Source organism: Streptomyces sp. WELS2 (assembly GCF_013870595.1).
GTDB lineage: Bacteria > Actinomycetota > Actinomycetes > Streptomycetales > Streptomycetaceae > Streptomyces.
Map to the genome: position 1 here is coordinate 1 of NZ_JACBWZ010000143.1, position 11,047 is coordinate 11,047.

Annotated in this window: 8 protein-coding genes; 6 read left to right on the top strand and 2 right to left on the bottom strand. The window is 71.3% G+C overall.

Annotated features, from left to right (window positions below; genetic code table 11):
* Window positions 1–257 precede the first annotated feature (257 nt).
* The 4 genes from H5J33_RS11875 (at window position 258) to H5J33_RS11890 (ending at window position 7,019) form a co-directional block, all read left to right on the top strand.
* Complete coding sequence (locus H5J33_RS11875; RefSeq protein WP_181794867.1) at window positions 258–935, top strand: spermidine synthase; 678 nt, start codon at window positions 258–260, stop codon at window positions 933–935.
* 114 nt (window positions 936–1,049) lie between these two features.
* On the top strand, window positions 1,050–1,790 hold the full coding sequence (locus H5J33_RS11880) for a response regulator transcription factor (protein ID WP_030609901.1): 741 nt from the start codon (window positions 1,050–1,052) through the stop codon (window positions 1,788–1,790).
* The gene (locus H5J33_RS11885; protein ID WP_181794868.1) at window positions 1,787–2,911 is read left to right on the top strand and encodes a cell wall metabolism sensor histidine kinase WalK; all 1,125 of its coding nucleotides are present in this window, start codon (window positions 1,787–1,789) and stop codon (window positions 2,909–2,911) included. The genes H5J33_RS11880 and H5J33_RS11885 overlap by 4 nt, the downstream gene beginning before the upstream one ends.
* Before the next feature lie 301 nt (window positions 2,912–3,212).
* Window positions 3,213–7,019, top strand: a complete 3,807-nt coding sequence (locus H5J33_RS11890) for a multifunctional oxoglutarate decarboxylase/oxoglutarate dehydrogenase thiamine pyrophosphate-binding subunit/dihydrolipoyllysine-residue succinyltransferase subunit (protein ID WP_181794869.1) — start codon at window positions 3,213–3,215, stop codon at window positions 7,017–7,019.
* Window positions 7,020–7,163: 144 nt separating this feature from the next.
* Here the strand turns inward: H5J33_RS11890 and H5J33_RS11895 are convergent, their stop codons facing one another.
* On the bottom strand, window positions 7,164–7,343 hold the full coding sequence (locus tag H5J33_RS11895) for a DUF6104 family protein (protein ID WP_003992906.1): 180 nt from the start codon (window positions 7,341–7,343) through the stop codon (window positions 7,164–7,166).
* Between the two features lie 215 nt (window positions 7,344–7,558).
* Here H5J33_RS11895 and H5J33_RS11900 point away from each other — a divergent pair, with 215 nt between their 5' ends.
* Entirely contained in the window at window positions 7,559–8,656 is a 1,098-nt protein-coding gene (locus H5J33_RS11900; protein WP_181794870.1) for a hypothetical protein, read from the top strand.
* 1 nt (window position 8,657) lies between these two features.
* On the top strand, window positions 8,658–9,752 hold the full coding sequence (locus H5J33_RS11905; protein WP_181794871.1) for a PadR family transcriptional regulator: 1,095 nt from the start codon (window positions 8,658–8,660) through the stop codon (window positions 9,750–9,752).
* Between the two features lie 100 nt (window positions 9,753–9,852).
* On the opposite strand, the gene H5J33_RS11910 is transcribed toward H5J33_RS11905, so the two are convergent.
* Entirely contained in the window at window positions 9,853–10,818 is a 966-nt protein-coding gene (locus tag H5J33_RS11910) for a zinc-binding dehydrogenase (RefSeq protein ID WP_181794872.1), read from the bottom strand.
* Window positions 10,819–11,047 lie beyond the last annotated feature (229 nt).

The following is an 11,047-nucleotide window of genomic DNA, read 5'->3' on the forward strand; positions in this document are numbered from 1 at the left end:
GCCGGGAGCGGTGCGGCCGGGGAGGTGTCCGTCGCGGGCTCCGGCGTGCTGGGTTCCACGGTGCGGGCTCCTTCCGTCGGGGGCCCCACCCTTCGTGCCCGGCGCGCCGCTGTCTATGACCGGCACCACGCGCGGACCGGTTCACGTCGGCCTCTCACCCGCCGGACGCCCCGGCTCCCCGGCTCGGGGCCACTCGTCCGTGGGCGTCCTGCCCGATTCCCGTGACCACCCGGCCCCGTTCGAGCAGGATGGGGGACATGACTGCCGTGTACGACACTCCCGTGGTCCTGGACCGACGCGAAGGCCCGTACGGCGAGGTGGTGCTGCGCAGGCACGGTGCGCTCCTGCAGATCATCGCCAACGGCTGCTTCCTGATGGACACCTCCGACGGCCGCTCGGAACGGCTGCTGGTCGACGCCGCCCGTGACGCGCTGGACGGGCGCGCGTCCCCGGCGGTGCTGATCGGCGGGCTGGGCGTGGGCTTCTCGCTCGCACACGCCGCCGCCGATCCCGTCTGGGGCCGGATCACCGTGGTGGAGCGCGAGCCCGCCGTCGTCGACTGGCACCGGGACGGCCCGCTCGCCGCGATCTCCGTCGGCGCCCTCGCCGATCCCCGTACCACGATCGTCCAAGCCGATCTGCCCGCGTTCGTCAATGAGACATCCGACACGTTCGACGCGCTCTGCCTCGACATCGACAACGGCCCCGGCTGGACCGTCACCGAGGACAACGACAGCCTCTACTCACCGGCCGGACTGGCGGCCTGCGCACGGGTGTTGAGGCCCGGTGGAGTACTCGCCGTGTGGTCCGCCGAACCCTCTCCGGAATTTGAAGGAACCTTGCGGAATGCCGGGTTCCAGCAGGTGCGTACCGAAGAGGTGCCCGTTGCCCGGGGCGTTCCCGACGTCGTCCACCTCGCCGTCCGACCTGGATAGCGACAGCCCGGTGAGTCCCCGTAATGTGCTGCCCTGACGCGGATCTTCCAAGCGTCGAACGCAGACATGGGATCACCCCACGGATTCCGGAAAGCAACACAACAGGGGCGGGCGATGGAGCAGACACACACCTCCCAGAGCGGCGCGGCGACGACCACCCCGGGCGCGCAGCGCCGGGTGCTGGTCGTCGAGGACGACCCCACGATCGTCGACGCCATCGCGGCCCGGCTCCGTGCCGAGGGGTTTCTGGTGCAAACGGCGGCCGACGGTCCGGCCGCCGTCGACACGGCCGAGGCCTGGCAGCCGGACCTGCTGATCCTCGACATCATGCTGCCCGGCTTCGACGGGCTGGAGGTGTGCCGGCGGGTGCAGGCGCAGCGGCCGGTGCCGGTGCTGATGCTGACCGCGCGGGACGACGAGACGGACATGCTGGTCGGACTGGGCGTGGGTGCCGACGACTACATGACCAAGCCGTTCTCCATGCGGGAGCTGGCGGCCCGGGTGCATGTGCTGCTGCGCCGGGTGGAGCGGGCCGCGCTGGCCGCCGCCACGCCCCGCACCGGCATCCTGCGCCTCGGCGAGCTGGAGATCGACCACGCCCAGCGCCGGGTGCGGGTGAAGTCCGAGGACGTCCACCTGACGCCCACCGAGTTCGACCTGCTGGTGTGCCTGGCGAACACCCCGCGCGCGGTGCTCTCCCGGGAGCAGCTGCTGGCCGAGGTGTGGGACTGGGCGGACGCCTCCGGCACCCGCACGGTCGACAGCCACATCAAGGCCCTGCGCCGCAAGATCGGCGCGGAGCGGATCCGGACCGTGCACGGCGTGGGCTACGCGCTGGAGACACCGACCCCGTGAGCGGCAGCGGGCGCCAGGCCGCACGGAGGAGCCCCGGGATCCTCGGCGAGGAACCCTGGGGCGGCGTACGCCCGTTCTCGATCAAGACCAAGCTGGGCGCGCTGGTCGTCATCGCGGTGCTGATCACCACCGGCCTGTCGCTCGTCGCGGTGCACACCCAGACGGAGCTGCGCTTCATCACGGTCTTCTCGATGATCGCCACCCTGCTGATCACCCAGTTCGTGGCGCACTCGCTGACCATGCCGCTGGACGAGATGAACGCGGTGGCCCGCTCCATCTCGCAGGGCGACTACACGCGCCGGGTGCGGGAGAACCGCCGCGACGAACTCGGCGACCTGGCCCAGACGATCAACGTCATGGCCGACGAGCTGGAGGCCCAGGACAACCAGCGCAAGGAGCTGGTGGCGAACGTCTCGCACGAGCTGCGCACTCCGATCGCCGGGCTGCGCGCGGTGCTGGAGAACATCGTGGACGGGGTCACCGAGGCCGATCCGGAGACCATGCGGACGGCCCTGAAGCAAACCGAGCGGCTGGGCCGCCTGGTGGAGACCCTGCTGGACCTGTCCCGGCTGGACAACGGCGTGGTGCCGCTGAAGACGCGCCGGTTCGAGGTGTGGCCGTACCTCTCGGGCGTGCTGAAGGAGGCCAACATGGTCGCCTCCGCGCGCGCGGACATCGCCTCCGGCTCGGGCAGCCACACCCGCACGGACGTCCATCTGCACCTGGACGTCTCACCGCCGGAGCTGACCGCGCACGCGGACCCCGAGCGCATCCACCAGGTCGTCGCCAACCTGATCGACAACGCGGTCAAGCACAGTCCGCCGCACGGCCGGGTGACAGTGAAGGCGCGACGCGGGCCGCAGCCGGAGTCGCTGGTGCTGGAGGTCCTGGACGAGGGTCCCGGCATCCCCCGCTCCGAGTGGCACCGGGTCTTCGAGCGGTTCAACCGGGGTGCCGTCACCCGGCCGCACGGCCCGGGCAGCGACGGCGGCACCGGGCTCGGGCTGGCGATCGCCCGGTGGGCGGTGGATCTGCACGGCGGCCGGATCGGGGTGGCCGAATCCGAGCGTGGCTGCCGGATCATCGTCACTCTTCCGGGACTGACTTCCCTGGCCGGTTGACGTAGGGTCCGAACCGGAAGCACAAGATCCACGACGGTCTCCGACGGGTTCGCCCGGCAGGACACGTGTGATCGGCGCATGCCCGGGCACCCGCCTGACGTAAGCGGCGGCGGGCTGCGCCGGTGCTCGCTGTCACCTGCGGAACCACGCTTGTTTCCCGCCATATCAAGCCCCGAAACAAGATTTCCGATGTGACTTACGCGACGATGACCTTGCTCGACCTGACCTTCCCGGCCAGGGAGGCGTAGCCTTTATTCCCGCTGTCCATCACCTTGTGAAGCGGAAGAGGGCGGTTGCCGCCGTGTCGCCACAGTCCCCCAGTAACTCATCGAGTCTCTCCACCGACGACCAAGCCGGGAAGAACCCCGCAGCCGCGTTCGGTGCGAACGAATGGCTCGTCGACGAGATCTATCAGCAGTACCTCCAGGACCCGAACTCCGTAGACCGCGCCTGGTGGGACTTCTTCGCCGATTACAAGCCGGGGGCTCCGGCCACCCCGGCCCCGGCGGGTTCCGCGGCCGCGGGGGCCGCGCAGCCCACCACGGCCCCCCAGGCACCCGCGGCCCCGGCCCCCCAGGCCGCCGCCCCGGCCCCGAAGCCCGCCGCGGCCCCCGCCCAGGCCCCGGCCCCCGCGGCTCCCGCCGCTCCCGCGGCGAAGGCCGCCCCGGCCAAGCCGGCGCAACCCGCACAGGCGCCCGCTCAGCCGAAGGCCAAGGCCGAACCGGCGAAGGAGGCCCCGGAGGGCCCCGAGCTGGTCACGCTGCGCGGCCCGTCCGCCGCCGTGGCGAAGAACATGGACGCCTCGCTGGAGATGCCGACCGCCACCTCGGTGCGCGCCGTCCCGGTGAAGCTGCTGTTCGACAACCGGATCGTCATCAACAACCACCTCAAGCGCGCCCGCGGCGGGAAGATCTCCTTCACGCACATCATCGGGTACGCGATGGTGCAGGCCATCAAGGCCATGCCGTCGATGAACTGGTCCTACGGCCTCAAGGACGGCAAGCCGACCCTGATCAAGCCGGCGCACGTCAACCTCGGCCTGGCCATCGACCTGGTCAAGCCCAACGGTGACCGCCAGCTCGTCGTGGCCGCCATCAAGAAGGCCGAGACGCTGAACTTCTTCGAGTTCTGGCAGGCCTACGAGGACATCGTCCGCCGCGCCCGCGACGGCAAGCTGACGATGGACGACTTCTCCGGCGTCACGGTCTCCCTGACCAACCCCGGCGGCCTCGGCACCGTCCACTCCGTGCCGCGCCTGATGCCCGGCCAGTCCGTGATCATGGGCGTCGGCTCCATGGACTACCCGGCGGAGTTCCAGGGCACCAGCCAGGACACCCTGAACAAGCTCGGCATCTCGAAGGTCATGACGCTCACGTCGACCTACGACCACCGGGTCATCCAGGGCGCCGCCTCCGGCGAGTTCCTGCGCCAGGTCGCCAACCTGCTGCTCGGCGAGAACGGCTTCTACGACGACGTCTTCGAGGCGCTGCGCATCCCCTACGAGCCGGTCCGCTGGCTCAAGGACATCGACGCCAGCCACGACGACGACGTCACCAAGGCCGCCCGCGTCTTCGAGCTGATCCACTCCTACCGGGTCCGCGGCCACGTCATGGCCGACACCGACCCGCTGGAGTACAAGCAGCGCAAGCACCCCGACCTGGACATCGTCGAGCACGGCCTCACCCTGTGGGACCTGGAGCGCGAGTTCGCCGTCGGCGGCTTCGCCGGCAAGTCGATGATGAAGCTGCGCGACATCCTCGGCGTGCTGCGCGACTCGTACTGCCGCACCACCGGCATCGAGTTCATGCACATCCAGGACCCCAAGCAGCGCAAGTGGATCCAGGACCGGGTGGAGCGCCCGCACTCCAGGATGGAGCGCGAGGAGCAGCTGCGCATCCTGCGCCGGCTGAACGCCGCCGAGGCGTTCGAAACCTTCCTGCAGACGAAGTACGTCGGCCAGAAGCGCTTCTCCCTGGAGGGCGGCGAGTCCGTCATCCCGCTGCTGGACGCGGTGATCGACTCCGCGGCCGAGTCCCGCCTGGACGAGGTCGTCATCGGCATGGCCCACCGCGGCCGCCTCAACGTGCTGGCCAACATCGTCGGCAAGTCGTACGCGCAGATCTTCCGCGAGTTCGAGGGCAACCTCGACCCGAAGTCGATGCACGGCTCCGGCGACGTGAAGTACCACCTGGGCGCCGAGGGCACCTTCACCGGCCTGGACGGCGAGCAGATCAAGGTCTCGCTGGTCGCCAACCCCTCCCACCTGGAGGCCGTCGACCCGGTCCTGGAGGGCGTCGCCCGCGCCAAGCAGGACATCATCAACAAGGGCGGCACGGACTTCACGGTGCTGCCGGTGGCGATCCACGGCGACGCGGCCTTCGCGGGCCAGGGCGTGGTGGCCGAGACCCTGAACATGTCGCAGCTGCGCGGCTACCGCACCGGCGGCACGGTCCACATCGTCATCAACAACCAGGTCGGCTTCACCGCGGCCCCCGAGTCCTCGCGTTCCTCCATGTACGCGACGGACGTGGCCCGCATGATCGAGGCCCCGATCTTCCACGTGAACGGCGACGACCCCGAGGCCGTCGTGCGCGTGGCGCGGCTCGCCTTCGAGTTCCGCCAGGCGTTCAACAAGGACGTGGTGATCGACCTCATCTGCTACCGCCGCCGCGGTCACAACGAGTCGGACAACCCGGCCTTCACCCAGCCGCTGATGTACGACCTGATCGACAAGAAGCGCTCGGTGCGCAAGCTGTACACCGAGTCCCTGATCGGTCGCGGCGACATCACCCTGGAGGAGGCCGAGCAGGCCCTCCAGGACTACCAGGGCCAGCTGGAGAAGGTCTTCACCGAGGTCCGCGAGGCCACCTCGCAGCCGGCCACCGGGGACGTCCAGGCGCCCCAGGACGGCTTCCCGGTCGCGGTCCCGACCGCGGTCTCCACCGAGGTCGTCAAGCGGATCGCCGAGTCCCAGGTCAACATCCCGGACACCATCACCGTCCACCCGCGGCTGCTCCCGCAGCTCCAGCGCCGGGCGGCGATGGTGGAGGACGGCACGATCGACTGGGGCATGGGCGAGACCCTCGCCATCGGCTCCCTGCTGCTGGAGGGCACCCCGGTCCGGCTGGCCGGCCAGGACTCCCAGCGCGGCACCTTCGGCCAGCGCCACGCGGTGCTGATCGACCGGGAGACCGGCGAGGAGTACACCCCGCTGCAGTACCTCGCCGAGGACCAGGCGCGGCTGAACGTCTACAACTCGCTGCTGTCCGAGTACGCGGCGATGGGCTTCGAGTACGGCTACTCGCTGGCCCGCCCGGACGCGCTGGTGATGTGGGAGGCCCAGTTCGGCGACTTCGTCAACGGCGCCCAGACGGTCGTCGACGAGTTCATCTCGTCGGCCGAGCAGAAGTGGGCCCAGACCTCCGGCGTCGTCCTGCTGCTCCCGCACGGTTACGAGGGCCAGGGTCCGGACCACTCCTCCGCGCGCCCCGAGCGGTTCCTCCAGCTGTGCGCGCAGAACAACATGACCGTGGCCATGCCCACGCTGCCGTCGAACTACTTCCACCTCCTGCGGTGGCAGGTGCACAACCCGCACCACAAGCCGCTGGTCGTCTTCACCCCGAAGTCGATGCTGCGCCTGAAGGCCGCCGCGTCGAAGGCGGAGGAGTTCACGAGCGGCCGGTTCCGCCCGGTCATCGGCGACAGCACGGTCGACCCGGCCGCGGTCCGCAAGGTCGTCTTCTGCGCCGGCAAGGTCTACTACGACCTGGAGGCCGAGCGGCAGAAGCGGGGCGTCACGGACACGGCGATCATCCGCATCGAGCGGCTCTACCCGCTGCCGGGTGACGAGCTCCAGGCGGAGGTCAACAAGTACCCGAACGCCGAGAAGTACCTCTGGGCGCAGGAGGAGCCGGCGAACCAGGGTGCCTGGCCGTTCATCGCGCTCAACCTGATCGACCACCTGGACCTGGCGGTCGGCGCGGACATCCCGGCCGGCGAGCGGCTGCGGCGCATCTCGCGTCCGCACTCCTCGTCCCCGGCGGTGGGTTCCGCGAAGCGGCACCAGGCCGAGCAGGAGCAGCTGGTGCGTGAGGTGTTCGAGGCGTAGGCCTCAGGCACCGCTCAAGGCGTAGGCCTCCCGAAAAGGGCCCGGTACCGAGTCTCCCGCTCGGCACCGGGCCCTTTCGTCTGCTCGGAGTGGGTTCCGCGGCCGTCCTAACCGCCCCGTACGCCCCCCTCCTCTCCTCTCGCTCTACTCGTCGTCCTCGTCGTCGAGCCGGGCGAGCCAGGTGGCCAGCCGCTCCACGGGCACCTCGAAGTCCGGGTTCAGGTCCACGAACGTGCGCAACTGCTCGGCGAGCCACTCGAAGGTGACCTCTTCCTCGCCACGCCGCTTCTCCAGCTCCTCGATACCGCGGTCGGTGAAGTACATAGGGGCTACGTCTCCTGCGTGAACATCCAGCGGGCAACTCTCCCCACCAGCGTATGCCGCCGTCGGCGCGCCCTGGTTCCGGGCAGCCGCGCGGGGACCCGCCCGCGCTCGGTACCCCTCGAAAGAGTGTCTTGACTTCACCGGGCCGCGATATATCGTGTTTGGGAGAGGACGCGATATGGCGTGTCACACCGCGCCCCGGCCGAGGAGGTCCCATGTCCGAGTGGTCCGTCACCGAACCCCAGAAGCTGACCTTCGACAGCCCCGTGCGCGATCTCCAGGTCCGCGTCGTCAACGGCACGGTGAACGTCGTCGGCTCCGAGGAGGAGTCGGCGCGGCTGGAGGTCTCGGAGCTGGAGGGCCCGCCCCTGGTGGTCACCCGGACCGGCTCCACGCTGACCGTGGCCTACGAGGACCTGCCCTGGAAGGGCTTCCTCAAGTGGCTCGACCGCAGGGGCTGGCGCCGCAGGGCGGTGGTCTCGCTCGCGGTCCCGGCCGACACGCGCGTGGAGGTGGGCGTGGTGGGCGCCGGCGCGGTCGTCTCGGGCATCCGCGGCTCCGCGGTGATCAGAGGGGTGAACGGCGACACCACCCTGGTCGGCGTCTCCGGCCCGGTCCGCGCGGAGACCGTCTCGGGAAACCTGGAGGCCCAGGCGGTCACCGGGGACCTGACGTTCCACTCGGTCTCCGGAGACCTCACCGTCGTGGCGGGCTCCGGCCCGTCCGTGCGCGCCGACACCGTCAGCGGCTCGATGATCGTCGACCTGGACCCGGAGGGCCCCACGGACGTCGGCCTGACGAGCGTCTCCGGCGAGATCGCCATCCGCCTGCCGCACCCGGCGGACGCCGAGGTGGAGGCGAACACCGCGAGCGGCGTGGTGTCCAACGCCTTCGAGGGGCTGCGGGTGCACGGCCAGTGGGGCGCGCACAAGATCACCGGCCGGCTCGGCGCGGGTACGGGCAGACTGCGGGCCACCACGGTCTCGGGCTCGATAGCCCTGCTGCGCCGGCCGCCCCGGGACGAGGAGGAGCACACGTCCTGGCAGACCGCCCCGTCGCGGCCGCCCGAGCCCGACACCACCACCGTCACCGTCACCGTGACCGACCCACCGCCCCCCGGCACCCCCGGATCCCCTTCCGCACCCCCGGAGGCCCCCAGCGCGCCCCGGGAGGCTGCCGCCCCGGATGCGCGCACGGCACCCCACCCGGCCGAACAGTCCCCGGCCGCGCCGGGGGACAATTCCGTCTCCGGCCAGGACGCCGCCGCCACCGGCGCCCCGGCCGACGGCACGACCGACAAGAAGGTGCTCTGACATGCCTCCCGTCTTCGCCCACGGCCGCCTCCGCCTGTACCTGCTCAAGCTGCTCGACGAGGCCCCGCGCCACGGCTACGAGGTGATCAGGCTCCTGGAGGAACGCTTCCAGGGTCTCTACGCCCCCTCGGCGGGCACGGTCTACCCGCGCCTGGCCAAGCTGGAGGCGGAGGGCCTGGTCCGGCACACCACCGAGGGCGGCCGCAAGGTGTACGCCATCACGGACGCGGGCCGCGCCGAACTGGCCGCCCGCAGCGGTGAGCTGGCCGACCTGGAGCTGGAGATCCGCGAGTCGGTCGCGGAACTGGCCGCCGAGATCCAGGCCGACGTGCGCGGCGCGGCCGGCGACCTGCGCCGCGAGGTGCGCGCCGCCGCGTCCGAGGCCCGCCGCGCACGGATGTCCGGGGGCGACTTCGCCCACGGGGAGTACGGCGACCCGGGCGACAAGGAGGCGTGGAGGGCCGCCAAGGAGGAGATGCGCCGGGTCAAGCAGGAGTGGAAGGAGCAGGCCCGGCGCGCCAAGGACGAGAGCCGCCGGGCACGCGAGGAGGCCGAGCGGGCCCGCCGCCAGGCCCAGGAGGCGCAGGCCCGGGCACGGGTCCAGGCGCAGGAAGAGGTACAGCGCATCGCCCGGCGCGTCCAGGAACGCGTCCAGGACCACTTCACGCGCGGCGACTGGCCCACGGGCCTCCGCGAGGGCCTGTCCGAACTGGCCAAGGAATTCGGCGACTTCGGCATGGACTTCGCCAGGGACCGGACCGGGAGCGCGGCCAAGGGCTCGAGCAGGGACTTCGGCAAGGACCGGGGCTTTTCCCGCACCACGGAGGAGGCGCCCCGCCCCACCGCGCCCTCGGAGCCGCACTACACCCCGGCCACGGAGGACTTCCCCGCCGAGTACGAACCGGCCTGGGCCCACGAGACACCCACCGGCGACCCGGCCCGCGACCTGGACCGCCTGCTGGACCGCTTCCGCGACGGCATCCGCGACGCGGCCCGCGACAACGGCATCACGCCGGCCCAACTCCACGAGACCCGCCACCACCTCACCAAGGCGGCGGCCCACATCGCAGCGATCCTCCGCCCCCACACCCCCTGACCCGAAGTCGGCCGACACCACCCCCGCCAAAACCGTGAGCGGTACGCACGAGGCGGGCCCGGCACCCCGGACCCGCCTCGTTCCGAGCTCCCCCGGAAACCTAGGAGTTGGTCAGCACGATCTTGCCGAACTGGTCCCCGGACGCGAGGCGTTCGAAGCCCTCGCGTGCCCGGTCCAGCGGGAGCTCCTCGTCGATCACGGGCCGTACACCGGTCGCGGCGCAGAAGGAGAGCAGGTCCTCCAGCTCGTCCTTGGTGCCCATCGTGGACCCGACGACCTTCAGCTCCAGGAAGAAGATCCGGGTCAGCTCGGCGTGCGAGGGCCGGTCCCCACTGGTCGCCCCGGAGATGACCAGCGTGCCACCGGGCCGCAGCGACTTCACCGAGTGGGACCAGGTCGCGGCCCCCACGGTCTCGATGACGGCGTCCACCCGCTGCGGCAGGCGGGCCCCCGGCTCCACCGCCTCCACGGCGCCCAGCTCCAGGGCCCGCTTCCGCTTCGCCTCGTCCCGGCTGGTGGCGAAGACCCGCAGCCCGGCCGCCTTGCCGAGGACGATCGCGGCCGTGGCGACACCCCCGCCCGCGCCCTGCACGAGGACCGAGTCCCCGGGGCGTACCCCGGCGTTGGTGAACAGCATCCGGTACGCCGTCAGCCAGGCCGTCGGCAGACAGGCGGCCTCGGCGAAGGACAGCTCCTTCGGCTTGGGCAGCACGTTCCAGGTCGGCACGGCGACCTGTTCGGCGAAGGTGCCCTGGTAGCGCTCGGTGAGGATGGAGCGCGGCTCGTGCGGGCCGACGCCGTGGCCGCTCTGGCCGATGACGGAGTGCAGGACGACCTCGTTGCCGTCCTCGTCGACACCGGCGGCATCGCAGCCGAGGATCATCGGCAGCCGGTCCTCCGGGAGGCCGACGCCCCGCAGGGACCAGAGGTCGTGGTGGTTGAGGGAGGCGGCGCGCACGGTGATCGTGCTCCAGCCGGGACGGGCCTCGGGAGCCGGACGCTCCCCCAACTCGAGGCCGGTGAGCGGCTGGTCGCGGTCGATTCGGGCAGCGTAGACAGCGAACATGCAGCCGACGATAGGGGTGCGACGCACCCGGCGGAACCAGGCCCGCCTGTGACACATGCCCTCTTGCGCTACGGCACCCGTGCGGCGCAGGACCACCGCCATCCGCGCCCGGCCTCCCCCGCAGGCAGTCCCCCGGCAACGGAAAACGGCCCCGCCCGGTCGGGCGGGGCCGTTCGGTCCGGCGTCGGCTCACGTCACCGGCGGGCGACGCTGTATCTGGGAGGAGTCC

Bases quoted from the DNA above. Each gene is read 5' to 3' on its own strand.
- H5J33_RS11875 (WP_181794867.1), top strand. From the start codon at position 258: ATGACTGCCGTGTACGACACTCCCGTGGTCCTGGACCGACGCGAAGGC.
- H5J33_RS11880 (WP_030609901.1), top strand. From the start codon at position 1,050: ATGGAGCAGACACACACCTCCCAGAGCGGCGCGGCGACGACCACCCCG.
- H5J33_RS11895 (WP_003992906.1), bottom strand. From the start codon at position 7,343: ATGTACTTCACCGACCGCGGTATCGAGGAGCTGGAGAAGCGGCGTGGC.
- H5J33_RS11900 (WP_181794870.1), top strand. From the start codon at position 7,559: ATGTCCGAGTGGTCCGTCACCGAACCCCAGAAGCTGACCTTCGACAGC.
- H5J33_RS11905 (WP_181794871.1), top strand. From the start codon at position 8,658: ATGCCTCCCGTCTTCGCCCACGGCCGCCTCCGCCTGTACCTGCTCAAG.
- H5J33_RS11910 (WP_181794872.1), bottom strand. From the start codon at position 10,818: ATGTTCGCTGTCTACGCTGCCCGAATCGACCGCGACCAGCCGCTCACC.